Origin of the sequence: Variovorax sp. J22R115 (assembly GCF_030317005.1) — a bacterium.
GTDB lineage: Bacteria > Pseudomonadota > Gammaproteobacteria > Burkholderiales > Burkholderiaceae_C > Variovorax.
Genome location: NZ_JASZYM010000012.1, coordinates 62,309 through 86,330 on the forward strand (window position 1 = coordinate 62,309; position 24,022 = coordinate 86,330).

General features: G+C 66.7%; 22 protein-coding genes. 13 read left to right on the top strand and 9 right to left on the bottom strand.

Annotated elements, in window-relative coordinates; all coding sequences use genetic code 11:
- Positions 1–8 precede the first annotated feature (8 nt).
- The 5 genes from fabI to QTI04_RS21315 are packed head-to-tail and all read right to left on the bottom strand — an operon-like array spanning position 9 to position 5,810.
- Positions 9–797 carry an enoyl-ACP reductase FabI gene (gene fabI / locus QTI04_RS21295; protein ID WP_286598172.1) on the bottom strand — a complete coding sequence of 263 codons (789 nt, stop codon included), beginning with the start codon at positions 795–797 and terminating at the stop codon, positions 9–11.
- Positions 794–1,981, bottom strand: coding sequence for an acetate/propionate family kinase (locus QTI04_RS21300; RefSeq protein WP_286598173.1), 1,188 nt, complete (start codon positions 1,979–1,981; stop codon positions 794–796). The genes fabI and QTI04_RS21300 overlap by 4 nt, the downstream gene beginning before the upstream one ends.
- A 58-nt stretch (positions 1,982–2,039) precedes the next feature.
- Positions 2,040–3,005: a phosphate acetyltransferase gene (locus QTI04_RS21305; protein ID WP_286617609.1), complete on the bottom strand. Its 966-nt coding sequence runs from the start codon at positions 3,003–3,005 to the stop codon at positions 2,040–2,042.
- 13 nt (positions 3,006–3,018) lie between these two features.
- Complete coding sequence (locus QTI04_RS21310) at positions 3,019–5,238, bottom strand: TerB family tellurite resistance protein (RefSeq protein ID WP_286617487.1); 2,220 nt, start codon at positions 5,236–5,238, stop codon at positions 3,019–3,021.
- Positions 5,238–5,810 (bottom strand): GNAT family N-acetyltransferase, encoded by a 573-nt coding sequence (locus QTI04_RS21315; protein WP_286617489.1) that lies wholly within the window; start codon positions 5,808–5,810, stop codon positions 5,238–5,240. Before QTI04_RS21315 ends, QTI04_RS21310 begins: the two co-directional genes overlap by 1 nt.
- A 120-nt stretch (positions 5,811–5,930) precedes the next feature.
- Between QTI04_RS21315 and QTI04_RS21320 the strand changes: the two genes are divergently transcribed.
- The 11 genes from QTI04_RS21320 to QTI04_RS21370 all read left to right on the top strand — a co-directional run bounded on the left by QTI04_RS21320 (position 5,931) and on the right by QTI04_RS21370 (position 18,141).
- Positions 5,931–6,176, top strand: coding sequence for a hypothetical protein (locus QTI04_RS21320; protein WP_286598177.1), 246 nt, complete (start codon positions 5,931–5,933; stop codon positions 6,174–6,176).
- Between the two features lie 9 nt (positions 6,177–6,185).
- Positions 6,186–7,232 carry a hypothetical protein gene (locus QTI04_RS21325; protein ID WP_286598178.1) on the top strand — a complete coding sequence of 349 codons (1,047 nt, stop codon included), beginning with the start codon at positions 6,186–6,188 and terminating at the stop codon, positions 7,230–7,232.
- Positions 7,233–7,256: 24 nt separating this feature from the next.
- The gene (locus QTI04_RS21330) at positions 7,257–7,655 is read left to right on the top strand and encodes a response regulator (protein WP_286598179.1); all 399 of its coding nucleotides are present in this window, start codon (positions 7,257–7,259) and stop codon (positions 7,653–7,655) included.
- A gap of 217 nt (positions 7,656–7,872) precedes the next feature.
- Positions 7,873–9,933 carry an ATP-binding protein gene (locus QTI04_RS21335; protein WP_286617490.1) on the top strand — a complete coding sequence of 687 codons (2,061 nt, stop codon included), beginning with the start codon at positions 7,873–7,875 and terminating at the stop codon, positions 9,931–9,933.
- A gap of 42 nt (positions 9,934–9,975) precedes the next feature.
- On the top strand, positions 9,976–12,237 hold the full coding sequence (pflB, locus tag QTI04_RS21340; protein WP_286617492.1) for a formate C-acetyltransferase: 2,262 nt from the start codon (positions 9,976–9,978) through the stop codon (positions 12,235–12,237).
- Between the two features lie 18 nt (positions 12,238–12,255).
- Positions 12,256–13,113 carry a pyruvate formate-lyase-activating protein gene (gene pflA, locus QTI04_RS21345; protein WP_286598183.1) on the top strand — a complete coding sequence of 286 codons (858 nt, stop codon included), beginning with the start codon at positions 12,256–12,258 and terminating at the stop codon, positions 13,111–13,113.
- A gap of 30 nt (positions 13,114–13,143) precedes the next feature.
- On the top strand, positions 13,144–14,739 hold the full coding sequence (locus QTI04_RS21350; RefSeq protein WP_286617493.1) for an aspartate:alanine exchanger family transporter: 1,596 nt from the start codon (positions 13,144–13,146) through the stop codon (positions 14,737–14,739).
- Positions 14,740–14,766: 27 nt separating this feature from the next.
- Positions 14,767–15,762 carry an SLAC1 anion channel family protein gene (locus tag QTI04_RS21355; protein ID WP_286617494.1) on the top strand — a complete coding sequence of 332 codons (996 nt, stop codon included), beginning with the start codon at positions 14,767–14,769 and terminating at the stop codon, positions 15,760–15,762.
- Between the two features lie 143 nt (positions 15,763–15,905).
- Positions 15,906–16,856 (top strand): electron transfer flavoprotein subunit alpha/FixB family protein, encoded by a 951-nt coding sequence (locus tag QTI04_RS21360; protein WP_286617496.1) that lies wholly within the window; start codon positions 15,906–15,908, stop codon positions 16,854–16,856.
- Positions 16,853–17,524 carry a hypothetical protein gene (locus tag QTI04_RS21365; RefSeq protein ID WP_286598189.1) on the top strand — a complete coding sequence of 224 codons (672 nt, stop codon included), beginning with the start codon at positions 16,853–16,855 and terminating at the stop codon, positions 17,522–17,524. The genes QTI04_RS21360 and QTI04_RS21365 overlap by 4 nt, the downstream gene beginning before the upstream one ends.
- Positions 17,521–18,141, top strand: a complete 621-nt coding sequence (locus QTI04_RS21370) for a hypothetical protein (RefSeq protein WP_286598190.1) — start codon at positions 17,521–17,523, stop codon at positions 18,139–18,141. The genes QTI04_RS21365 and QTI04_RS21370 overlap by 4 nt, the downstream gene beginning before the upstream one ends.
- Before the next feature lie 17 nt (positions 18,142–18,158).
- Here QTI04_RS21370 and QTI04_RS21375 read toward each other — a convergent pair whose 3' ends face one another.
- Positions 18,159–19,862, bottom strand: a complete 1,704-nt coding sequence (locus tag QTI04_RS21375; RefSeq protein WP_286598191.1) for a SulP family inorganic anion transporter — start codon at positions 19,860–19,862, stop codon at positions 18,159–18,161.
- A 186-nt stretch (positions 19,863–20,048) separates the two neighbouring features.
- On the opposite strand from QTI04_RS21375, the gene ppk2 reads away from it, so the two are divergent.
- Positions 20,049–20,915, top strand: a complete 867-nt coding sequence (gene ppk2, locus QTI04_RS21380) for a polyphosphate kinase 2 (RefSeq protein ID WP_286598193.1) — start codon at positions 20,049–20,051, stop codon at positions 20,913–20,915.
- 14 nt (positions 20,916–20,929) lie between these two features.
- Here the strand turns inward: ppk2 and QTI04_RS21385 are convergent, their stop codons facing one another.
- Both QTI04_RS21385 and QTI04_RS21390 read right to left on the bottom strand, forming a co-directional pair.
- Complete coding sequence (locus QTI04_RS21385) at positions 20,930–21,391, bottom strand: universal stress protein (RefSeq protein ID WP_286598194.1); 462 nt, start codon at positions 21,389–21,391, stop codon at positions 20,930–20,932.
- 143 nt (positions 21,392–21,534) lie between these two features.
- On the bottom strand, positions 21,535–22,122 hold the full coding sequence (locus QTI04_RS21390) for a BRCT domain-containing protein (RefSeq protein WP_286598195.1): 588 nt from the start codon (positions 22,120–22,122) through the stop codon (positions 21,535–21,537).
- Positions 22,123–22,370: 248 nt separating this feature from the next.
- Here QTI04_RS21390 and QTI04_RS21395 point away from each other — a divergent pair, with 248 nt between their 5' ends.
- Complete coding sequence (locus QTI04_RS21395; protein WP_286598197.1) at positions 22,371–22,934, top strand: YSC84-related protein; 564 nt, start codon at positions 22,371–22,373, stop codon at positions 22,932–22,934.
- A 69-nt stretch (positions 22,935–23,003) separates the two neighbouring features.
- Here the strand turns inward: QTI04_RS21395 and QTI04_RS21400 are convergent, their stop codons facing one another.
- Entirely contained in the window at positions 23,004–23,987 is a 984-nt protein-coding gene (locus QTI04_RS21400) for a tripartite tricarboxylate transporter substrate binding protein (protein WP_286598198.1), read from the bottom strand.
- Between the last annotated feature and the right edge of the window lie 35 nt (positions 23,988–24,022).

Below are 24,022 nucleotides of genomic sequence, written 5' to 3' on the forward strand. Positions count from 1 at the left end.
GGGCACCATCACCCCATGATGTTCACGCCGCCATCGACGAACAGCGTCTGCCCGGTCAGCCGCCGCGCATACGGCGTCGCGAGGTAGGCGCAGGCAAAGCCGACATCGTCGATGTCGACCAGTTCGCCCACCGGCGCGCGGTTCGCGGCCTCGGTGAGCAGCAGGTCGAAATCCTTCAGGCCCGAGGCGGCGCGCGTCTTGAGCGGGCCGGGCGAGACCGGATGCACGCGGATGCCCTTGGGGCCGAGTTCGTAGGCGAGGTAGCGGCATGTCGCCTCCAGCGCCGCCTTCACCGGACCCATCACGTTGTAGTTGGGCACCACCTTCTGCGCGCCGAGGTAGCTCATCGCGATCATGGTGCCGCCCTCGGTCATCAGCGGCGTCGCGAGCCGCGCCATCCGTACGAAGGAGTGGCATGACACGTCCATCGCACGCCCGAAGCCCTCCGCCGAGCAGTCGAGAAGACCGCCCTGCAGGTCGGCCTTCGGCGCGAACGCGATGGAGTGCACGAGGATGTCCAGCCGCCCCCACTGGTCTTCGATGGTCTTGAACACGGCTTCGAGTTGCCCCGGTTGCTCGACGTCGAGCGGCAGCACGATGGGCGCGTCCAGCTTCTTCGCCAGGGGCTCGACATGCGGGCGCGCCTTCTCGTTGAGATAGGTGATCGCCAGTTCGGCACCGAGGCTGCGGAATGCGTTCGCACATCCGTAGGCAATGGAGTATTCGTTGGCGATGCCCACCACGAGCGCCTTCTTGCCGGCGAGGACGGGGTTGTGCTGAGGCGACATGGATCTCATCCTCGTGCGAGCAAGTCCCGCGTGTGTCGGGCGATCATCAGTTCTTCATTGGTTGGGATCACCCATGCGGCGACGCGGCTGCCCGGCTTGCTGATGCAAGGCCCCCGGCTCGCGTTGGCATCGGGGTCGAGTTCGATGCCGAGCCATGCGGCCTGCCGGCAGATCCGCTCGCGCACCACGGTGGCGTGTTCGCCGATGCCCGCGGTGAAGACGATGGCATCGAGTCCACCCAGCGCGGCCGCGAGCGATCCGAGTTCGCGGCCGATGCGGTAGATGAAAAGGTCGACCGCCACCTTCGCCTGCGGCCGGTCGGATTCGAGCAACTCGCGCATGTCGCTCGACACGCCGGAGACGCCGAGGAGGCCGGACTGGCTGTAGATCAGCTTCTCGATGGCGCGCGCATCCATCCCGCGCTCGTCCATGAGGTAGAGAATCACGCCCGGGTCCAGCGCGCCGCAGCGCGTGCCCATCGGCAGGCCATCGACGGCGGTGAAGCCCATGGTGCTGGCGACGCTGTGGCCGGCCAGCAGGGCACACATGCTCGCGCCGTTGCCGAGGTGCAGCACGACCGTCTTCCCGCTCGCGGCGCGCGCATCGAACTTCGGCAGCACCGATGCGATGTATTCGTACGAGAGCCCGTGAAAGCCATAGCGCCGCACACCTGCGTCGGAGAACTCCTTCGGCAGCGCGAACATCTGCGCCACCGGCGGGTTGGAGCGATGCGCGGCGGTGTCGAAGCAGGCGACCTGCGGCAGATCGGGGGCGCGCTGGAGCAGGGCGCGGATCGGCTCCAGGTTGTGCGGCTGGTGCAGCGGAGCGAGCGGAACCAGCTTCTCGAGCCTCGCCACCACTTCGCTGTCGACCCGCACCGGCGCCGCATAGTCCATGCCGCCGTGCACCACCCGGTGGCCGACTGCGGCCAGCCTGTGCTCATGGCCGTGCGTGGATCGCAGCCACTCGACGATGTGCACGATGGCGCCATGGTGGTCCAGCTTCGCGTCGGCATCCCAACGCTTCTCGGCGACCTGCTTGCCGGCCGCGTCCTTCCCCACGAAGCGCGGCGCGGCGGTGTACAGACCCGAGACCTGCCCCCCGGCGACAAAGGGCAGATCGCCCATGCCCGCGAACAGCGAGAACTTGAGGCTCGACGAGCCTGCATTGAGAACGACGATTGCATCGCTCATTCGGTAACCTCCTTGCTTCGCACTGCGGTGCGAGCGCCTTCGGGCGGCCGGGCGGCGCTCATGCAATCACCTTCGCCGAGTTCTCGCGCCGCGCATGCACGACCATCACCGCGACGGCGCACGAGGCGAGGCGGGCGGTCACTGAATCGGCGCGGCTGGTGAGAATGATCGGCACCTTCGCGCCCAGCACGATGCCGGCCGAGTCGGCATGCGCGAGAAAGCTCAGGCTCTTGGCGAGCATGTTGCCGGATTCGAGGTTGGGCACGATCAGCACGTTCGCCCGCCCGGCGACCGGCGAGACGATCTTCTTGATGCCTGCGGCCTCCAGGTCGATCGCGTTGTCGAGCGCCAGCGGCCCATCGAGGATGCCGCCCGTGATTTGCCCGCGGTCGGCCATCTTGCACAGCGCCGCGGCCTCGACCGTCGAGGGCACCTTGGGATTGACGGTCTCCATGGCCGACAGGATGGCCACGCGGACCTCGGTCTGGCGCAGCGCACGCGCCAGGTCGATCGCGTTCTGCACGATGTCGACTTTCTCTTCGAGCGTGGGCGCGATGTTCACGGCCGCGTCGGAAATGATCAGCGCGTCCTCGTGCGAGGGCACGTCCATGACGAAGCAGTGGCTGATGCGGCGCGCGGTGCGCAGGCCGGTGTCCTTGCGCACCACGGCGGCCATGAGCTCATCGGTGTGCAGGCTGCCTTTCATGAGGGCCTCGGCCTTGCCGGCCTGCACCAACTCGACCGCCTTCGTGGCGGCGGCATGGCTGTGCGGCGCGTCCACCAACTCGCAGCCTGAAAGATCGAGCTTGTTCTCCTTTGCCACGGCTTCGATCTTCGCCCGCGGCCCGACGAGGATCGGCCGGATCAGGCCCAGCCGTGCGGCATCGAGCGCGCCGGAGAGCGAACTCGCGTCGCACGGATGAGCCACCGCCGTGGCCACGGCTTCGAGCGATCTCGCGAATTCGATGAGGCGGTCGTACTTGTCGTGACTCATGGATAACCTCCGTGTTTCGGGCTTCTCAATGCGGTGCGGGCGCTCATGCGGCCCTGCGCGGCCGCACCGGCGCATCGAGGGACAGGATGCTCGCCACGCGGCGAAAACGCTCTTCCTGGTGCGCCGTGGGCTTGCCGCGCGCACTCGCCACTTTCCGCGCCGCCTCGAAGCCTTTGCGGCGCTGATGCATCTCGGGCACGAGCCCGGGCAGGGCGGCGATGGCGCGCTCCTCGTCGAGCGCGACCACGAAGGCCTGCCGTTTCATTGCGGCCTTGACCGCTGCGAGCGATGGACGGTGCTCGGGCTCCATCTCGTCGATCATTCGCCGCATCAGGTTGTAGGGACGCTCGTCGACCACGTTTTCCTCCCGGCGCACGTACAGCAACAGTCGTGCCCACGCATCCACCACGGTGCCGGTCTCGAACTGGGATTCGATCTCCTGCCGCTTGAGTCGCTTGAGTTCGTCCTGTTCCCAGGTGGCCGATTTCGGCCCGCGCCGGCCCAGCGCATCGCCGCCGAGGCCGACTGCCGCGGCCAGCCACGGCGCCTCGTAGATCGCTTTGAACATGCGCTCGGACATCTCGTCGCGCACGTCCCGCACGCGGTCGAGCGATTGCTCGATGCGGCCGGAGACTTCGCGCTCGGCCTTCGTGAAAGGGTTGTCGGGCGCGGCAGCTCGGCGGTTGGCACGCACGTTCTCGGCCATCGCCTGCACCCAGAACATCCATGGATTGAGGTTCGACAAACCCCAGCGCTCCATGCGCGAAGGGTTGGCGGCGCGAGCCGCCTCGGCGCTCGCTTCGCTCGTCATGGCCTTGACCAGCGGCGAGGCGAAGGTGTCGTAGAGCCCTTGGTTGATCTGGGCCACCCGGTCGACCACCTCGAAGGCCTGTTCGTCCTTGCGCCCGTCATCGAAGGCGAGGATGTCATCGATGGTGCGCGGCACGAACTGGATCAGGTAGCGGCCTTCGAGGTAAGCGAGCCCGGGCATGTCGGGCTGCGTGTCCTGGATCACCGCCTCGTAGAGGCCGGGCGGCAGCGTCTCGATGAGGTCGAGCGCGCTGGCCAGCTCGGAGGTCTCGCGCTTGGCCACGCCGGCTGAGACGAAGATGCCCAGGTGGCCGATCTTTTCGTGCAGGCAGTAGACGATGGTCTGCTCGTTCAGGCGGATCTCGTCCACGCTCGCATAGGCATCGGGAATCCAGTTGAGCGCCTGCTGCGGTGGCGTGATGTTGTCGCCCCAAGACGCGAACACGACGATCGGCGTGCGGATGTTGCGGATGTCCACGCGATGCTTGCCGTCGAAGGACTCGACCTCACCGGCCGAGAGCTTGTTGCCGACGAAGAGGTTCTTAGTGATCCACTCCATCTCCTCCTTGTTCATGAGGAAGAGACCGCCCCACCACTTCTCGAATTCGAGAAAGCGCTCCCGCTCGGTGTCCACCTGCGCATACAGGTTGTAGAGCTTGGACCAGTAGGTGTTCGAGGGATTCAGGCTCTCGAAGTTGTTGACCAGATAGGCGCCGTCGAACTTGCCGTGGCCCAGGTCGCCGGCGAGCGAGGCCAGCCAGGTGCCGCCCATCAGACCGCCCGAATAGCGCATCGGGTTCTTGCCCTCGACGCCGGCCCAGTACGACACGGGCGAGCCGGCCAGCAGGATCGGGCCGACCTGCTGGGGTGCCAACGCCGCGAGCATGATCAGCGCCCAGCCGCCCTGGCAATTGCCGATCACGAAGGGCTTGCCGTCGGATTCGGCATGCAACTCGTTGACCTTCTTCATGAAGGTGATTTCGGCGGCGCAGACCGATTCGATGGTCTGGCCCGGCATCGGGTACGGAAAGAACATCACGAAGTAGCAGGGGTGGCCGTGCTGCAGCGCGATGCCGATCTCGCTGTCCATCTTGAAGCCGCCGATGCCCGGCCCGTGGCCCGCGCGCGGATCGATCACCACGAAGGGCCGCTTCTTCGGGTCGGTCTTGGCGTGGCTCGCATCGGGTTTGATGCGCACCAGCGCGTAGTTGGCGGGCTTCGGAAGCTCGCGCGCGTCGAGCACCATGTCGTAGTCGAAGACGAGGACCGGCGGCTTTCCAGATTTCGTGTGTTCGAGATATTGGTTGCCGCGCTCGCGCAGCACGTCCATGGTGAGGATGCTGCGCTGCCAGGCGTCGATGCCGTACTCGGCGGCGGCCTGCGCGGCCTTCATCGGCCACAGCGCGGACAGTGCGGAACGGGAGAGGTCGGGGGGAGGGGATTTGCTGGCCATCAATGCGCTCCTTGGATCGAAGGGCCATCGTCCTCGCCCTTTGTTTCAGAACCGTGGCGGCAATCCATGTGCACGTGGGTCACGCTGCCTTCGCGCTTCAGTTGCAACGGCAGGCCGCTGGCCTTGAATACTGCCAGCATCGGCGTATTGTCTGCGAGCACTTCGGCCTTCAATGTATCGAGGTGCGACGCCTTGGCGATCAAGGCCAGATGGCGCATCAGCAGCTTGCCGATGCCCAGCCCCTGGTGCGGATCGTCGACCGCGAAGGCCATCTCGGCGCATCCCGGCTCCGACACGATGTAGCGACCGCCGCCCGCGATCGCCGGCTGGCCGTTTTCCTCCAGTTCGGCGGCCAAGGCAACGTGGCTGACGAAATCCACCTCCATGAAGTAGGCAATCTCGCGCTCGCTGAAGCTGTGCTTGGGCGAAAAGAAGCGGCGATAGATGGAGGCCTCGCCGATGCGGCCGACCGCCGCGAGCATGGATTCGCGATCCGAAGGCTTCAGTGCGCGGATGCGCACGGGGCGGCCGTCGCGAAGGGTTTCGAGCGCAAGGTACTCTGCTGCGTTCATGGGTCGGTCCGGGGGGTGCGCGTCAGCTTGCGCCTTCGCCGCCGGGTGTGGGAATCCAACCAAAGTAGGATTTTCGCCCCGTCGGCCAGGGAATAGCGTTGGGGCACTGGAGGACGACACATGCAGCAAGTCCACATCGTCATAGGCAACCTCCCCGACGACGTCACCGAGGAAGGCATCCGCGAAGCGCTCAGCGCCTTCGCGCAGCCGGACAAGATCCGCCTGGCCAACGAGTCCGGCACCCCGACCGCGCTCATCGACGTCGATCTTCCGCGCGCACAGGCCGAGTCGCTGGCGCAGCGCATCAACGGCCGCTCCTACCAGGGCCGGGTGTTGCGGGCATGGGTGCCCAAGATGGACTGGTAGCGAGCCTCCATGGACCTGTCCGCGCTGTTCGACCGCGTCGCCTCGGGCCTGTTCGGGCGCGATGGCGCGAACGCCGGGGACGCGGCGGAGAAGCAGCTCGTCGCCGACATGACCGAGCTCGTGGTCGAGACGGTGGACCCGCGCATGCGCCTCCAGGCGCGGTATGCGGACAAGCTCGAAGGCTGCGTGCGCAAGACCATCGCGCATTTGCGCGCCATCGGCCGACAGCCGATGGACCCCTTGCTGCTCTCCCGCGCCGCCTGGAACGAGGACCCCCGGCTGAACGCCTTCTTCGCCTCGGCCGACGACGTGCCCGACTTTCTCGGTCGGAGCAAGGAGCTTCGCGACCACTTCGGCGTGCCGTCGCACCACGCGCTCGGCGAAGCCTATGCGCTGCTCGCGATGAAGAAGGAGGAGCGCACCGTGCTGGGGCACCAGCAGGACGGCGACCGGGTGCTGCACGACGTGCCTCAGGTCACGGTGAGCTTCTCGGGGCACCGGTTGTTCGCGCCCTCGGCCACGTTCGAAGCGACGCGGCTGGAGGTCGGGCGCCGCATCATCCGCCGTCTCGCGCAACTCGCACTCAAGCGCATCGTCGACCTGGACATGAAGGCGGCGGAGCTCGGCGAGCGAAAGGCCTGGCTCGCGGCGCGGCTGCGGCTGGTGAAGCTGGCCGTCGACGGCGCGGCCGGCCTGCTGGAGGACACGGCGGAGACGCGATCGCAGATCGCCGCGCTGGAGCGCGAGCTCAGGGAGACCGTGCATGACTTCATCGAGACGAAGGCCAGCGTCGCGACGCTCGACAGCTTCAGGAAGCACATCGAGGCCGTGTTTGGCCACCCTGAGCAGTATGTGAGCCTGCATCAGACGCCGATGCGCCTGAGCCGGATGGGCGTGCGGGTGGATGGCGACCACCCGGGGCCCGTCAACGACTTCGTGCTGTCGGAGCTTGCGATCGGCGAGGGCGTCAATGCCGTGATTGCCATCGTGCGCTGCCCGCTCGCCGAAATGCCGCCCGAAGCGGACCTGCTCGCGAACGCCGAGCGCTACATCTAGGTGCGGGACCGGGAGTGACGCCAAATGCCGAAGCCAGCCGCCCTGCGAATCGTCTACGTGGTGGACGGCGACGCGTCGGTGCGCGAGGGGCTGTCGCGCTTGATGGACTCGGCGGGCCTGGAAGCGCGGCCCTGCGCCTCGGTGCCGGAGTTCCTGGGCCAGGCGCGCGGCATGGGCGTGGCGTGCGTGCTGCTCGACGTGTGGGGCGCGCGCGAGTGCGAAGCGACGGTCCGTACCGCGTTGCATGCGGTCGCGAAGGTGCTGCCCGTCATCGCGCTGTCATCGAGCGACGACCCGATCGCGCGCCGGCTGGCAAAGGAGATGGGCGCGCAGTCCTTCTTCCGCAAGCCGGTGGATGGAGCGGCGTTGCTCGATTCGATCGAATGGGTCATGCAGGGCGATGGCCACAGTGCGCCAATGTGAGGTCGCCATGCCCTCGAATCGCCGCTTGACAGGGGCAAATCCGCCAGACGAAGATGGGCGCGCAGGCTGGCGTGCGCGTTCTGCAGGATGCGGAAGAGCGAGGCTGGCCAGGATGCTCGTCCTTTCGCGGATCTCCTCTCCGCATGGCCATCGCGGCCCGGGATGCGCCGACAGCCAGCAATGCACAGCAACCCGCGGACAACGCGAGGAGGAATCGATGCGCCGAGCACGGGCAAAGTCGTCTGCGTCTGCCGAGACCGCGGAAAGACGCGCGGACGCGGAAGTCGTTCTGCTGGAGCGGCTCGCCTTCGAGCGCCTGCTGGCCGACCTCACCGAGCGCATTGCCGACATCGCGAGCAACGACTTCCTCGCCCGGACCGAGGGCGCGCTGCGCCGCCTGGTTGCGTTCCTGGGCTGTGACCGCTGCACCTTCTCGGAATTCGTCGGCGGCGACTACCTGAACGTGCTGTGTTCCGTGGGCCCGGACGACTTCGAGGCGCTGCCGCGCGGCCGATTCCGGTTTCCGCTGCCGTGGTTCCTCGACGAGCTGCGCGGCGGACGCATCGTGGCGATGTCGAACCTCCCGGACGATCTTCCGCCCGAAGCGGTCGAGGAGGCCCTGCATTGCCGGCGCACCGGTTTGCGCTCGCATCTCTCGATTCCACTGCGCATCGGCGGCCGCGTGACCAGCGTGCTTTCCGTCGCCGCCGTGCGCCAGGCGCGCACCTGGACACCCGAGATGGTCTCGCGGCTCAAGATCGTCGGCGAGGTGCTCGCCACTGCGCTCGCGCTCGCCCGTTCCGAGGAAGAGGCGCGGCAGCTCCGCCGCCGCGTCTGGCATGCCGACCGTGTGCAGCGCGTGAGCGCACTCACCGCGGCCATCGCGCACGAGCTCAACCAGCCGCTGGCGGCCATCCTCAGCAATGCGCAGGCCGGGCTGAAGTACCTCGAGCGCGACGGCGCGACCCCCGGCGCGATCAAGGACATCCTCGAAGCCGTGGTGCGCGACGACAAGCGTGCGGCGGAAACCATCCGCACCATGCGTGCGCTGATCCGGCAGGACGAAACCCAACGCGAGCGCGTCGACCTGGCGTCAGCGCTCGGCGAGGCGAAGAGTCTGGTGGAAAGCGAGTTCGCGGGGCACGGCGTCCGCATCGATACGCGCCTCGACAAGGGCTGCTGGGTCGTGGCGGACAAGGTGCAGATCGAACAGGTGGGCCTCAACCTGCTGTTCAACGCGGCCGCCGCCGTGCAGGACGGCCTGCCGGCGCAGCGCCTCATCCGGATGCAGGTTTCGAAGTCCGGCGAGTCGCGCGTCACGGTGTCGGTGCGCGATGCGGGCAAGGGCATCGCGCCGAAGGATCTCGAATCGATCTTCGAGCCTTTCTGGAGCACACGGCAGGAGGGGTTGGGCCTGGGCCTCGCGATCTGCCGCTCCATCGTCGAAGCGCACGGCGGCCGGATCTGGGCCGAGTCGAACGCGGAAGGCGGAGCGACCTTCACCGTCGAGCTTCCCGCAGCGGCCGGCAAGCCAGAGGCACCGGACAGCCCGCGCGAGGCGGACGTGCCGGCCGGCACCTCGGCATGCGAGGGCCTGGGCGGGGAGGCGCTCGTCTGCGTCATCGACGACGATGCGGCGGTGCGCGGCAGCCTCCTGCGCCTGCTCGATGGCGCGGGATGGGCAGGGGCTGCCTATGCCTCGGCCGACGAGTTCCTGGGCAACCCGCCGGGCGGCGATGTGGCCTGCATCCTGCTCGACATCCAGATGCCGGGGGTTTCCGGTCTGCAGCTTCAGCAGCGCCTGCTGGAGCGCGGATGCTCGCCCTCGATCATCTTCCTCACTGGACACGGGAACGTGTCGGCCGGCGTCGATGCGATGAAGCTGGGCGCCGCGGACTTCCTGGAGAAGCCGGTGGACGGCGAAGTCCTGCTCGCTGCCGTGCGCCGGGCGGTCGAGCGCCATGCCGGCGAGCGCAGGCACGCGCTCATGCAGGAAGCGCTGAAGGAGCGGGCTGCCCGCCTCTCGCCGCGCGAGCGTGAAATCCTGGCGCATGTCGTCCGGGGCCGGCTGAACAAGCAGATCGCGGGCGACTTGCTGATCGCGGAGCAGACCGTCAAGCAGCATCGCGGACGGGTCATGGACAAGATGGGCGTGCGTTCCGTCGCCGAGCTCGTGCTGGCCTGCGAGGCTGCAGGGCTCCTTTCGGATCCGCCGTCGTCATCGGGATCGTCCGAAGGAAACATCGATTCACCGAAGCGGGCTGCAACTCCGCTCTGAAGCGGATCACGACGCCTGGAGCGTCATAACTAGGAGACAAGCATGGAGACTCAATTCGCATTCGACCTTGCGAGCAAGAAAGTCGAGGGCGCCTGGCGCGGATTCACGCCCGGCCTGTGGCAGGACCGCGTCAACGTCCGGGAATTCATCCAGCGCAACTACACGCCCTATGAGGGGGACCACAGCTTCCTCCAGGGAACCACCGCACGCACGGAGGCGTTGTGGGAGACATTGAAGCCCCTGCTGGCACAGGAGCGGGAGAAGGGCGTGCTCGGTGTGTCGCAGGTGCCGTCGAGCATCACCGCGCATGCGCCCGGCTACATCGACAAGGCCAACGAGATCATCGTCGGGCTGCAGACCGATGCACCACTGGTGCGCGCGATCATGCCCTTCGGCGGTTGGCGCGTGGTGGAGGACAGCCTGCGCGCCTACGGCTACGAGCCCGACCCGAAGCTGGTCGAGGTCTTCACCAAATACCGCAAGACGCACAACGTCGGCGTGTTCGACGCCTACACGCCCGAGATCCGCAAGGCGCGCTCGTCGCACGTGATCACGGGCTTGCCCGATGCCTATGGGCGCGGCCGCATCGTCGGCGACTACCGCCGGGTCGCGTTGTACGGCGTCGACTTCCTTGTCGCCGACAAGGAGCGCGAGAAGCACGAGCTGGACGAGCGGCACTCGACGGAGGACACCATCCGATTGCGCGAGGAACTGTCCGAGCAGATCCGCTCGCTCAAGGAACTGAAGGAGATGGGATCGAGCTACGGCTACGACATCTCGGTGCCGGCGGCTAACGCGCGCGAGGCCGTGCAATGGACCTACTTCGGCTACCTCGCCGCGATCAAGCAGCAGAACGGCGCGGCGATGTCGGCCGGGCGGCTCTCGACTTTCTGGGACATCTACTTCGAGCGCGACCTGCGCGAAGGCACGCTGAACGAATCTCAGGCGCAGGAGATCATCGACGACCTGGTCATCAAGTGGCGGCTCGTGCGATTCCTGCGCGCGCCGGAATACAACCAGCTTTTCTCCGGCGACCCGGTGTGGGTCACGGAGGTGGAGGGCGGCATGGGCGAGGACGGCCGAACGCTGGTCACGAAGTCGGCCTTCCGCATGCTGCACACGCTGAACAACCTCGGCCCCGCGCCGGAGCCCAACCTCACGGTGTTCTGGTCGCCGCGGCTGCCCGAGGGCTTCAAGCGCTTCGCGATCAAGATCTCGATCGACACCAGCTCGATCCAGTACGAATCCGACGACCTCATGCGACCCAAGTGGGGCGACGATTGCGCCATCGCCTGCTGCGTTTCCGCGATGCGGCTGGGCAAGCAGATGCAGTTCTTCGGCGCGCGGGTCAACCTGCCGAAGACGATGCTCTATGCCCTCAACGGCGGGCGCGACGAGCTGACCGGCGAGCAGGTCGGGCCCATGCTGGCGCCGGTCACGGGCGACCTGCTCGACTATGACCAGGTGATGGAGCGCCTGAGCCCGATGCTGGACTGGCTGGCGAAGACCTATGTCAATGCGCTCAACGTCATTCACTTCATGCACGACAAGTACTGCTACGAGGCGATCGAGATGGCGCTGCACGACCGCGACGTGCTGCGCACGCTGGCCTGCGGCATCGCCGGCCTTTCGCACGCCGCGGACAGCCTCTCGGCCATTCGCTACGCGAAGGTGCGGCCGATACGCGACGAGCGCGGGCTCATCGTCGACTACGAGACCACGGGCGAATTCCCGTGCTTCGGCAACAACGACGACCGCGTCGACGACATCGCCCGCACGCTGGTGTCGATGATGATGAACAAGATCCGCATGTACCCGAGCTACCGCAACGCGCAGCACACGCAATCGGTGCTCACGATCACGTCCAATGTGGTCTACGGCAAGGGCACGGGCAACACGCCGGACGGCCGCAAGAAGGGCGAGCCCTTCGCGCCGGGCGCCAATCCGTCCAACGGGCGCGACACGCACGGCGCGCTTGCGGCGCTGATGTCCGTGGCGAAGATCCCGTACGACGACGCGGAGGACGGCATCTCGCTGACGCTGTCGGTCGTGCCCTCGGCGCTCGGCACCGAGAGCGAGCGCATCACGCGCGGCAGCGATGCGCTCGATGCCTACTTCGTGAGCGGCGGCTTCCACGTCAACATCAACGTGCTGAACCGTGAGACGCTGCAGGATGCGATGGCGCATCCGGAGAATTACCCGCAACTCACGATCCGCGTGTCCGGCTATGCGGTGAACTTCATCAAGCTGACCAAGGAGCAACAGCTCGACGTGATCAACCGCACCTTCCATGGCGCGATGTAGGCCACCCGAGAGCGCGCCATGACCCAGTCATTGACCGGCAGCCGGTACGAGTTGCACGTCGCGAAGAAGGGGGCTGCGGAGTCGAAGTCGCAGGACTACTACACGATCCATCCGGCCGACCTCGAAGAGTCCGGCGACCCCGGCGAGGACATCGTCGGCTACGTGCACTCCTGGGAGGTCGGCAGCACGGTGGACGGGCCGGGCATCCGGTTCGTGGCCTTTCTCACCGGCTGCTTCCTGCGCTGCCAGTACTGCCACAACCCGGACACCTGGCACCGGAACAACGGGCGGCCGGTCTCGGTCGGCCGTGCGATGCAGGAGATCGGCAAGTACGCACAGGTGCTGAAGATCAGCCGTGGCGGGATCACGCTCTCGGGGGGCGAGCCGATGGTGCAGAAGGCCTTTGCCATGGAGATATTCCGGCGCTGCAAGCAACTCGGATTGCACACCTGCATCGACACCGCCGGGCGCCTCGGCGAGCGCATGACCGATGAAGAGCTGACGCAAATCGATTTGCACCTGCTCGACATCAAGTCCGGAGACCCCGCCATCTACGAGCAGGTCACGCGCCAGCCGCTGCAACCGACGCTGGACTATGCGCGGCGCCTCTCGGCGCTCGGGCGGCCGATGTGGGTGCGCTTCGTGCTCGTGCCTGGCCTCACCGACGGCTACGACAACGTCGAGAAGGTGGCCGACGTCTGTGCCGAACTCAAGTCGCTGGAGCGGGTGGAGATCCTGCGCTTCCACCAGATGGGGCGCGACAAGTGGCAGCAGCTCGGGCTCGAGTACCCGCTGCGCGAGGTCGAGCCGCCTTCGGCGGAACTGTCCGAGCGCGTGCGCGGGCAGTTCCGAAGCCGTGGCCTGACGGTGTACTGAACGCTGACAACAAGAAGAAGGAGAAGAATCATGGAGACCTTGAGCAACGTTCTGGCGCAGCAGCCGATGATGGCGCTGTTCCTGACCATCGCCATCGGCTACCTGCTGGGAGAGGTCAACATCAAGGGCTTCTCGCTCGGTGTGGGAGCCGTGCTTTTCGTGGCGCTCTTCATGGGCTGGCTGTCGCCCAAGTCGGCGCCGGCGCCCATGGTGGGCACGCTGGGGCTGGCGCTCTTCCTGTACGCCGTGGGCGTGCAGTACGGCAAGCAGTTCTTCATTGGCCTCACGAGTTCGTACGGGCAGAGGGCGAACCTGATCGCACTGTCCGGCGTGCTCCTGGCCGGCGTGGTGAGCATGCTGTTCATGAAGATGTCGAACCTCCCGCTCGGGCACGCGCTGGGGCTGTTCGCGGGCGCCGGCACCAGCACGCCGACCCTGCAGGCTGCCATCGTGACGCTGGGCAACGACGACCCGGCGGTCGGCTACTCGGTGGCCTATCCGCTGGGCGTGGCCGGGCCGATCCTGTTTCTCTACGTGACCTTCATGCTGCTCAAGCCGAAGATCCAGGCGCCCACGGGGGGCGCGATCGAGATGCTGGAGATTGCGCCGGAGGAGTCCGCGCTGAAGGGCAAGACCATCGGCGACCTGCTCTCCGGATTGCCCGCGGGCATCGAGATCGCCGCGCTGCGGCGGGCGCATCACAACCTGCCGGCCTCGCACACCATGGCGCTGGCTGCGAACGACGTCCTGCTGGTCACGGGACCGAGCCGCGAGGTGCTCGAGCAGGCGGCGCGGCAACTCGGCGAGGTCCATGCCGGCCGGATGATGGGGGATCGCCGCGACCTGGATTACGTCCGTATCTTCGCTTCACGAGCGGCCGTGGTCGGCCGCTCGCTCGGCGACCTGAAGCTGCCGGAAGGCAGGCCCAACGTGGTCGTGCAGGTGCGCCGCGGGGACGCCGATATCCTGCCGCGGCCCGACCTGGTGCTGGAGTTCGGCGATCGCGTCGGCCTGCTCGCGCATCGCGATGACTTCGCCACGCTCCGCAAGTTCTTCGGCGATTCGATCAAGGGCACGGCGGAGTTCAGCTACATCTCCATCGGGTTCGGCATGGCGTTGGGCTTCCTGCTCGGCGCGATCAACTTTCCCCTGCCCGGCGTCGGCAAGCTCGCCCTGGGCCTTTCGGGCGTGCTGATCGTTGCGCTGGTGCTCGGCAGGCTGCGCCGCACCGGTGGTCTGAACTGGACCATACCGCTGTCGGCGAACCTGGTGCTGCGAAATCTGGGTCTGACGCTGTTCCTGGCGCAGGTCGGCATGGCGTCGGGACCGAAGTTCGCGGCCACGGTCTCGCAGACGGGCTTCCTGATGCTCGGGCTGGCGGCCATCGTCGTGGTGGCGCTCGTGCTGCCGATCCTGGTGCTGGGGCTGGGCGTGTTCAAGATGCCTTTCGACGAGGTGGCCGGCATCGTGGCGGGCGCGTGCGGCAACCCGGCCATCCTGGCGTATTCGAACAAGCTGGCGCCGACGGACAAGCCGGACATCGGCTACGCGATGATCTTTCCGGGGATGACCATCATCAAGATCCTCTTCGTGGACATCGTGCCGGCGCTGGTCGGCGGCGGGTGAGCGCCGCAGCGTCATGACGACGTGCCCATGAATGAACCACTTGAGACGAACAACGCCGGCAATATGGCAGGACTGGCCTACCTGCCGGTCAGCCTGTTCGGCTCGGTCATGGGCTTGTGCGGTCTGGCGCTGGCGTGGCGGCTCGCGGCGATCGAGTTCGGCCTGCCCAGGTGGGTGGGCGAGGTGCTTGGCTATGCGGCGGCCGTCGTCTTCGCCGCCCTGGTTCTCGCCTATGCGATCAAGTTCCTCAAATCACCCAACGCAGTGCGCACCGAATTCGCGCATCCCGTCGCGGCGAACTTTTTTGCGACTCCGATCATTTCGCTGTTGCTCCTGCCGGCAGTTGTTGCGCCCTATGCGCTCGCGTTGGCCAAGGTCCTTTGGGTCGCCGGCACCATGGCGATGCTGGGATTCGCTTGGTTGATCGTGAGCCGATGGATGAGCGTTCGGCAACAAATCGCGCATGCCACGCCCGCCTGGATTGTCCCGGTCGTCGGAACGCTCAATATTTCGATCGCCGGCGTTCCTTTGAACCTGCCCGGCTCGCATGCTGTGTGCGTATTCGCACTGGCGGTGGGCCTGTTCTTCGCGGTGCCGCTCTTCACGCTGATCCTCTCCAGGGTGATCTTCGAGGAGCCAATGCCCCAGCCGCTGCAGCCTTCATTGATGATCCTGGTCGCACCTTTCGCCGTTGGCTTCTCGGCTTATCTCAATGTTGCGGGACAGCTCGATCTTTTCGCCGAGTTGCTCTTCTACCTTGCAGTCTTCATGCTCGCGGTTCTGCTGCCCAAGCTGGTGCGCCTGCGCAGTTGCTCGCCCTTCCATACTTCGTGGTGGGCCGTGAGCTTTCCATTGGCGGCAATGACGCTCGCTGCGCTGAAGTTCAGCATTGAACAGCCGTCATGGCTGGCACAAGCGTTCGCACTTGCAATGCTCGCTTTCACGACTCTCGTGATTCTGTCGCTGGGCTTTCGTACGAGCATGGGCATGGCTCAGGGCGAACTGCGCGCGTTGACGCTCTGACCATACCTTGAGCGTCCTGCAAGCGGAAAGGAGACAAGCATGGAAATTCAATTCGCGTTGGATCTGGCGAGCGAGAGAACCGAGGGCGCTTGGCGCGGATTCACGCCGGCGCTGGTCGGAGGGCGAGACAGGGAGAAGACTGAATGACCGCACTGGTGGTCGCCGAGCACGACCATGCCGCTGTCAGGTCGGCGACCCTGAATACCGTCACCGCCGCGTTGGCATGCATGGCCGGTGACGTCCATGTGCTTGTCGTCGGTTCGAACGTGGGAGATGCAGTCAAGGCGGCAGCCGGGATCGCGGGTGTGAGCCGGATCGTCGCCGTCGACAGCCCATTCCTCGCCGACAACCTGGCCGAGAACCTGGCCGCCCAGATCGTGTCGATGTCGCAGGGCTACAGCCACATCCTTTTCGCGGCAAGCGCCAACGGCAAGAGCGTTGCCCCTCGCGTGGCTGCATTGCTGGACGTGGCCGCCATCAGCGAGATCACCAAGGTCATCGCACCCGACACCTTCGAGCGGCCCATCTATGCGGGCAACGTGATTGCCACGGTGCGCAGCAGCGACGCCATCAAGGTGATGACGGTGCGCACGACCAGCTTCGATGCGGCTGCCGCAACCGGCGGCAGTGCCACCGTGCAGAACGACGAAGGGGTGGCCGACTCCGGCAAGAGCAGATTCGTCGGCCGGGAGATCCACCGGAGCGAGCGCCCGGAGCTGACGACGGCGCAGGTCATCGTCGCCGGGGGGCGCGGCCTGGGCAGCGCCGACAAGTTCAAGGAAGTACTGGCGCCGCTGGCGGACCGATTGAACGCGGGCCTCGGTGCGAGCCTGTCCGCCGTCGATGAAGGTCACGCGCCCAACGACTGGCAGGTGGGTCAGACCGGCAAGATCGTGGCGCCGCAGCTGTACATCGCCTGCGGGATTTCAGGCGCGGTCCAGCATCTGGCCGGCATCCAGGATTCCAAGGTGATCGTGGCGATCAATGCGGACGAGGAGGCCCCGATCTTTTCGGTTGCGGACTACGGGCTGGTGGCCGATCTGTTCATTGCGGTGCCGGAACTGGTCGCCGCGCTGGGGCCGGGGCCGCGATGACCGGAACGACGTTTGCCGCCGAACCTGCGCGCGAGCCGCTGCTGAGTCCGGTAGACCGGATCTCGGAGATGCTCTTCGGCCTGCTCATGGCGCTCAGCTTCACCGGTGCCGTGTCGGTGACGGAGGCCGGGCGCGAGGAAATCCGCGTGATGTTCGTCGCCGCGCTGGGCTGCAACCTGGCATGGGGGCTCGTCGACGCCGTCATGTACCTGGTGCGCACGGTCGCGGACCGTGGCAGATGGCTCACGCTCGTGCACTCCGTGCGGGGCGCCCCGGATGCGCAGGTGGGCCGCGCGGTGCTCGGTCGCTCGCTGTCGCGCGACATGGCCGGCCTGGTCTCCCCGGCGGAGATCGAAGCCATCCGCGGCCGGATGCTTGCGCTGCCTTCCGTGCCGGCGCAGCCCACGCTGGGCTGGAATGACCTGCGCGCGGCGTTGGCGGTGTTCGTCTTCGTGGTGGTGGCGACCTTTCCGGTGGTGCTGCCTTTCGCGCTGATGCAGGACGTAGCGACGGCAAAGAACGTGTCGCGCGCCATCGCGCTGGCCATGCTGTTCCTTGGCGGGCTGGGTCTTGGGCGCTATGCAGGTTACGGCAGCTGGAAGGTTGGCATCCTGATGGCAGGGCTGGGCACGGTGCTCGTGGGCGCCATCAAGGCGCTCGGCGGATGACAGCCGGATCGCGGGCACTCGCCGCGCTCGGGGCTTTCATCGCCACGGCCGTGCACGCCGGCGAGGGCGAAGCCACGCCGGCCTGGGAGTTCGCGGCCACGGCGTACCCCACGATCGTTCGCGGCGGAGGCAACTACACGTCGGCGGTCATGGTGGCCCAGCGCGCAGCGCTGCATCTCGAGGCGCGGGTCAACTACGAATCGGTCGGCGCCCGTTCGGCCTTCATCGGCTGGACCTTCGCCGGCGGGGAGGAACTCACCTGGGAACTGACGCCCCTGCTCGGAAGCGCCTGGGGCACCACCAAGGCTTTCGTGCCCGGCATGGAAGCGAGCCTGGGCTGGCGGCGGTTCGACTTCTACGTCGAGGCCGAATACGTGCGCTTCCGCGAAGAGAGCAGCCGCTATCTCTATGCCTGGAGCGAACTTGGCTACCGGCCGGTGGAGTGGCTTCGCGTGGGGCTCGCCGCCCAGCGGACCCGGGCCTATGGCGGAGATCGCGACGTCCTGCGCGGACCGTTCGCGCAGGTGACCTGGCGCCAGGTCACCGTCGGCGGCTTCTGGTTCAACCCGGGGTCGAAGGACCAGGTCTTCGTCGCGTCGATCAGCGCCGTGTTCTGAAGTGTCGGCGCGATGGTTCATCCGCCCGGCGCGATGCCTTCGAACTCGTCCAGCACGTCCATCGGCGTGCTCCGCCGGCCGAAGTAGCCGACGCGCTCTTCCAGGCCTTCGCCGCGCAGGATGTCACGCGCGAGGGCGTGCGCCGAGGCCATCCGCATGGCGATGCCGGCCGCCTGCAACTGCGCGTGCAGCCGGCCGAGCATGCGGGCGCCCGCCAGGTCGATGTTGGCCGAGGTCGACAGGTCGCACACCACCAGCCGTATCGGCTCCGCCGACGCGCGGACCTTGGCGAGCACCACGTCCTGCACGTGTTCGACATTGAAGTAGAGGAGGGCGGCCTCCACGCGGAACACCAGTGCACCGGGGATCGGTTCGTTGTCCGGATGGCGCTCCATGTCCGAGAGGCCGCGCGTGCCGGGAATACGCCCGAGGAAGGCGACGTGAGGCTGCGCCACGCGCCGGATGAGCAGCAGCAGGGACGCGATGGCGGCAAGCATCACGCCCTTGAGGATGCCCAGCACCAGCACACCGGCAAAGGCGATCATCGCCACGCCGAACTCGTAGCGGCTCGAGCGCCACAGCGCGCGCAACTGAGGAATGTCGACGAGGCCCTTGACCGCCACCAGCACGATGGTCGCCAGCACCACGTTGGGCAGGTTGTGCAGCAAGGGCGCGAGGTAGACGAGGCAGATGGCAATGGTGATGGAGGCGAAGACGAGCGCCAGTGGCGTCTGCGCGCCCGCCTTGTCATTGACGGAAGACTGCGACAGCCCGCCTGCCACCGGATAGCCCTGGGCGAAGGCCACGGCCACGTTCGCGGCGCCGAGCCCGAGCAGTTCCTGCCGCGCATCGATGGCGAAGCCGTGTCGCTCGGCCAGTGTGCGCGCTGCGGACACGCCTTCGACGTAGGCCAACAGCAGGCAGGCAAAGGCCAGGGGAAGCACGTCGTCCACGTCGCGCAGTCGCAAGTTCGGTGTACGGATGTCCGGCAGTCCCGTGGGCACCTCCCCCAGCACCGGCAGGCCGAGCCCGGCCAACGGCGTCGCGGACAGCACGACGATCGAGAGCGCCACCACGGCCAGCGCGACCGGCCGGCCTGGCAGAAGCTTCTCGCCGGCCAGCAGCAAGGCGAGCGAAGCCAGTCCGAAGCCGAGGACCGCGAGGTTCGTGCCCGGGAGTTGGCCCACGAGCACCACGACCCGCTCGAAGAAGTGTTCCCCGCCGCCCTTGACGCCGAACAGTTTCGGCAACTGGGTCATGGCGATCGTGAGTGCAGCGCCGGCCTTGAAGCCGAGAAGAATCGTCTCGCTCACGAAGTTCATGAGCGAACTCAGGCGCAGGATCCACGCGATGATGCTCAGCCCCGCCATGACCAGCGCCGTGAGTGCCGCGAGGTCCATGGCGCGCGCCGCATCGCCACCGGCCATGGCGGCCGCCATCGTCGGCGCAATGAGGATGGAGATCGCCGATGTGGGGCCCACCGCGAGTTGGCGCGACGAGCCGAACAGCGCATAGAACAGGCCACCGGCGAGATAGCCGTACACGCCGCAGTGCGGCGGCAACCCGGCCAGCATGGCGTAGGCAAGCGAAACGGGAATCGCATAGGCAGCGAGCGTGACGCCCGCCACGGCATCGCGCCGCAGCCATGCGGCGCGGTAAGCGGGCAGCCATTGGGAAGGCGGAAACGCCGCGCGCCATCCGCCGACAGGCGCGGGGGGCATGGACGCGTCTGCCGGGACATTGGCGGTTTTCTCGGTGAGGTGCGACATGCGGCCAGCGTGAACGACCCTGGGGCATGAGCTTGCCCCGTGGGACAGAGGCGTGGAAATCCGACCAAAGTAGGATTTGCGCCCTCGGAGCGCTGCGTTACCTTGATGGGCACAACATAGAAGAGCGAGGTGGATGCCATGCAGCTGAAGCACCGATCGACGGACAAGCAGGAGAACGGGGCGGTCGCCGTCCGCGATGAACCGAAAGCCAAGGAGGCCGAGCCGTCCAAGGGCAGGCTCAAGCGCAGTCAGTACGACAAGGAACTCGAGCGCCTGCATGTCGAACTCGTCAAGCTGCAGCAGTGGGTGGTGCACAAGGGGCTCAAAGTCTGCATCGTGTTCGAAGGGCGCGACGGCGCGGGCAAGGGCGGCACCATCAAGGCGATCACCGAGCGCGTGAGCCCGCGGGTGTTCCGGGTGGTCGCGCTGCCGGCGCCGACCGAGCGCGAGAAAAGCCAGATGTACGTGCAGCGCTACCTGCCGCACCTGCCGGCCGCAGGCGAGGTCGTGATCTTCGATCGCAGCTGGTACAACCGCGCCGGCGTGGAGCGGGTGATGGGCTTCTGCACGGAGGAGATGGCCCAGGAGTTCCTGCGCGCGGTGCCGCTGGTGGAGCGGGCCATCCTGGATTCAGGCGTCATCCTGCTCAAGTACTGGCTCGAAGTCAGCCCCGAGGAGCAGACGCATCGCCTCGAGGCCCGCATCCATGACCCGCGCAAGATCTGGAAGCTTTCGCCGATGGACATCAAATCCTACGGCCGGTGGAATGACTACTCACGTGCGCGCGACGACATGTTCGCGGCGACTGACACCGAGTTCGCCCCTTGGCACGTCGCGAGGTCGGACGACAAGCGCCGCGCGCGCCTCAACATCATTTCCCATTTCCTGAGCCATGTTCCTTATCGCGAGGTGCCGCGCGAGAAGGTGAAGCTGCCCAAGCGAAACAAGATCAACGGCCGTCGCGAGTCCACCCATCCGGTGAGGTACATCGAGGAAAGGTACTGAAGGGAAGGCGGCCCCTAGCCATTCGTGCTGGTTTCGGGGGCCTGGACCAGCAGGACTGGCATGGTCGCCATGCGCGTGACGTGCTGCGCCTCGCTTCCCCACAGGATGCGCTCGATGCCCTTGCGGCCGCGCGTTCCAGCCACGATGAGTTCGGCCTTCCAGGCCTGCGCGTCGTCCGCGACCAATTCCGACAAGCTCATGGTCAGCGACGTGAGCAGCCTCGTCTCCACCTTGGCGCCGCTGCGCTCGGCGCGTTCGCGGCCTTGCTGCAGAAGCCGCTCTCCTTCCGCCTTCATTTGGGGCAGCAGAGAGGCGTAGGAGGCGTGCGATGCATGGCCCGGCCTGAGCTTGAACGTGTTGAGCGCATGCACGAGCCGCAGCGTGGCGCCGTGCAGCAGGGCCAGGCGCACCGCCTCGTCGAGACCGGCCAGCGAGGTGTCGCTGCCGTCGAGGGGGACAAGGATTCGCTGGTACATGGTTGGCCGTCCTCGACAATGACTGTGTTCAGGCATTGACCTTCGTCAACTGCATCCATCGTGACGCTTCGGGCATTGGCTTGCAAGCCAGGGCGTTCCGGTGGTCAGTCGGCGTCGTGCGTTGGAGCGCGATGCGCGCCCGGTCAGGGCATCGCTCTTCCTGCGACGCATTCGAGCCAGCGTCGCTCCGAGATGATCGCGATAGCATGTCCAGCCTGCTGCAAAGCCAGGGCGTCCTTGATCGTCTGTGCGAGCGGCGTCTCAGTCCAGTTCGGCGGCACCTTGGACCCGATAACGAGGTAGCGCACGTTCCGGCTGACTGCAGCTGCCGGCCACCCGCCGGCCCGTTCCAGCAGTCGCTCGCATGCTGCCCTCGTTCCATGGAGGAACTCGCCCGCCAGACAGACCAGCGAGTCGCGCAGGGTGATCTCGATCGCGTTGTCCATCGGAAGCGCGAAATCGGCCGCGCCGTCCGTATCGTTCCACACGAAATCGCCAGCCGCCAGTTGCTTGAGTGTGGTCATCAGGTAGGCGCGCTCGTCTTCACTGACGTGTCCGTCGGCCAGGACAGTTTCGATCGCGCGGCTGACGGCATGGCCAGGCCACACCCGCGCGACGTCGGAGTTCTCGGCAAGCCACACCTTGAGGAACTCGATCTCCAGATCATGAAGATCACCATCCGCGACCATGGTCTCCACAATGCCCAAAAGCTGTTCGATGGCTTGACGCATGGCTGGCTTTCCTGTCAGGGATGGGCTCAGAGGGCACTGCACCTCCGAGGATGAAAGGCAATGTAGCCCTGCGAAGGATTGCCGGGGACCTGTGGCCAGAGCACATTTTCGCCCACTTCAAAGGGGAGGCCCAAGTGATTGCCATCATCCGGCCGCACCGTGACCGATGGGCAACTCGACACCGCCGCGGCTTGACCATCTCCATCAGCGGCGCACAATGGTCTGCCAACGACTGCAGGAGAGTTGTCATGGATAAGCGAACTTTCTTGGCAGGTGGGCTCGTCGCCGTCCTCGCCGCGGCATGCACCACCACCTCCACCTCGAGCGGCGATCCAGTGGCCAAGCGCGCCAGCATCAATGCATCGGTCGACAGCGCACTGTCCAAGCTCTACGCCCAGGCGCCGGGCTCGCGCGAAATGACGGGCAAGGCCAAGGGGGTGCTGGTGTTCCCTGATGTGGTCTCGGCCGGGCTGGGCGTTGGCGGCTCCTACGGGCAGGGTGCGCTGCGCGTCGGCGGCAAGACCGATGGCTACTACAGCACCACTGCGGCATCGGTCGGGCTTCTGGCCGGCGCCGACTCCAAGGCTGTTTTCGTGCTCTTCATGACGCAGGAATCGCTGGACAAGTTCCGCGCGAGCAAGGGGTGGACCGCCGGCGCCGATGCCTCGGTCACCATGCTCAAGGTCGGCGCCTCGGCAGCCGTCGATACGCAGACCATGCAGCAACCCGTCGTGGGATATGCCCTGAGCAATGCCGGGCTGATGGCCAACCTCAGCCTCGACGGCACCAAGGTCAGCAAGCTCGATCTTTGATCCGGGCCGGGCGGCGGGCGGCGGGCGGCGGACGTCGATCATGTGTTCCGCCGCGAAGCGCGGCCCGCTTCAGTCCACCGTGATGCCGTTGGTCTTGACCAGCGCGGCCCAGCGTGCAATCTGCGACTGCAGGAAGGCGCCGAATTCTTTCGGCGTGTTGCCGACGGGCTCGATGCCCATGGACAGCAGCCGGCGACGGGTCTCCGGCTGATGGGTGGCGTCCCGCACTGCGGCGGACAGGCGCTCGATCACTGCCGGTGGCGTGGCCGCGGGCACGAAGAAGCCGTTCCACTCGACCACCTCGAAGTTCTTGAAGCCGCTCTCCATCACGGTGGGCACGTCGGGCAGCGCTTCCATGCGCTGCGCGCCGGTGGTTGCGAGCGCGCGCAGCCGGCCCGACTGCACGTAGCTCAGGCCTGACACCGGGTTGGCGAAGTAGGCCGAGACCTGGCCCGCCAGCAGATCGGTGATGGCCGGCGCGCCACCCTTGTAGGGCACGTGCAACCAGTCGATGCCGGCGTCGCGCTTGAGCATCTCGGCTGCGAGGTGCGCCGAGCCGCCGGCGCCGTAGGACGCATAGCTGAGCTTGCCCGGGTTTGCACGCGCGTAGGCGATGAATTCCTTGAAGGTCTTGTAGGGTGCCGAGCTGGGCACCACGAGGATGTTGGGCATGTTGATCGCCTGCGACACCGGCACGAGGTCCTTGACCGGGTCGAAGGGCAGCTTGCGCAGCACGGCGTTCACCGCGTAGGGGAAGGTGTCGAAGAGCACGGTGTAGCCGTCGGCGGGCGACTGCAGCACGGCCGTGGCAGCGATGATGCCGCTGGCGCCAGGCCGGTTCTCCACCACGATCGGCTGACCCAGCAGCGTGGACATCGGCTGCGCCAGCAGACGGGCATTGCCGTCGGCGCCACCGCCCGCTGCGTAGGGAACGATCAGGCGGATCGGCTTGGATGGAAAGGCCGGCGCTTGCGCCGCGGCGGGCAGCGCGGCAAGTGCCACTCCGCCCAGCAGCAACTGCCGGCGAGCGGGCGAAAAAACTCTCACGGTCATGCTCGTCTCCTCTGGTTTCTGAGCCAATAAAAACT

What these genes read in the sequence shown, in the direction of transcription:
- fabI (WP_286598172.1), bottom strand. Translation starts at nt 797, where the DNA reads ATGAGATCCATGTCGCCTCAGCACAACCCCGTCCTCGCCGGCAAGAAG.
- QTI04_RS21300 (WP_286598173.1), bottom strand. Translation starts at nt 1,981, where the DNA reads ATGAGCGATGCAATCGTCGTTCTCAATGCAGGCTCGTCGAGCCTCAAG.
- QTI04_RS21310 (WP_286617487.1), bottom strand. Translation starts at nt 5,238, where the DNA reads ATGGCCAGCAAATCCCCTCCCCCCGACCTCTCCCGTTCCGCACTGTCC.
- QTI04_RS21315 (WP_286617489.1), bottom strand. Translation starts at nt 5,810, where the DNA reads ATGAACGCAGCAGAGTACCTTGCGCTCGAAACCCTTCGCGACGGCCGC.
- QTI04_RS21320 (WP_286598177.1), top strand. Translation starts at nt 5,931, where the DNA reads ATGCAGCAAGTCCACATCGTCATAGGCAACCTCCCCGACGACGTCACC.
- QTI04_RS21325 (WP_286598178.1), top strand. Translation starts at nt 6,186, where the DNA reads ATGGACCTGTCCGCGCTGTTCGACCGCGTCGCCTCGGGCCTGTTCGGG.
- QTI04_RS21330 (WP_286598179.1), top strand. Translation starts at nt 7,257, where the DNA reads ATGCCGAAGCCAGCCGCCCTGCGAATCGTCTACGTGGTGGACGGCGAC.
- QTI04_RS21335 (WP_286617490.1), top strand. Translation starts at nt 7,873, where the DNA reads ATGCGCCGAGCACGGGCAAAGTCGTCTGCGTCTGCCGAGACCGCGGAA.
- pflB (WP_286617492.1), top strand. Translation starts at nt 9,976, where the DNA reads ATGGAGACTCAATTCGCATTCGACCTTGCGAGCAAGAAAGTCGAGGGC.
- pflA (WP_286598183.1), top strand. Translation starts at nt 12,256, where the DNA reads ATGACCCAGTCATTGACCGGCAGCCGGTACGAGTTGCACGTCGCGAAG.
- QTI04_RS21350 (WP_286617493.1), top strand. Translation starts at nt 13,144, where the DNA reads ATGGAGACCTTGAGCAACGTTCTGGCGCAGCAGCCGATGATGGCGCTG.
- QTI04_RS21355 (WP_286617494.1), top strand. Translation starts at nt 14,767, where the DNA reads ATGAATGAACCACTTGAGACGAACAACGCCGGCAATATGGCAGGACTG.
- QTI04_RS21360 (WP_286617496.1), top strand. Translation starts at nt 15,906, where the DNA reads ATGACCGCACTGGTGGTCGCCGAGCACGACCATGCCGCTGTCAGGTCG.
- QTI04_RS21365 (WP_286598189.1), top strand. Translation starts at nt 16,853, where the DNA reads ATGACCGGAACGACGTTTGCCGCCGAACCTGCGCGCGAGCCGCTGCTG.
- QTI04_RS21370 (WP_286598190.1), top strand. Translation starts at nt 17,521, where the DNA reads ATGACAGCCGGATCGCGGGCACTCGCCGCGCTCGGGGCTTTCATCGCC.
- QTI04_RS21375 (WP_286598191.1), bottom strand. Translation starts at nt 19,862, where the DNA reads ATGCCCCCCGCGCCTGTCGGCGGATGGCGCGCGGCGTTTCCGCCTTCC.
- ppk2 (WP_286598193.1), top strand. Translation starts at nt 20,049, where the DNA reads ATGCAGCTGAAGCACCGATCGACGGACAAGCAGGAGAACGGGGCGGTC.
- QTI04_RS21385 (WP_286598194.1), bottom strand. Translation starts at nt 21,391, where the DNA reads ATGTACCAGCGAATCCTTGTCCCCCTCGACGGCAGCGACACCTCGCTG.
- QTI04_RS21390 (WP_286598195.1), bottom strand. Translation starts at nt 22,122, where the DNA reads ATGCGTCAAGCCATCGAACAGCTTTTGGGCATTGTGGAGACCATGGTC.
- QTI04_RS21395 (WP_286598197.1), top strand. Translation starts at nt 22,371, where the DNA reads ATGGATAAGCGAACTTTCTTGGCAGGTGGGCTCGTCGCCGTCCTCGCC.
- QTI04_RS21400 (WP_286598198.1), bottom strand. Translation starts at nt 23,987, where the DNA reads ATGACCGTGAGAGTTTTTTCGCCCGCTCGCCGGCAGTTGCTGCTGGGC.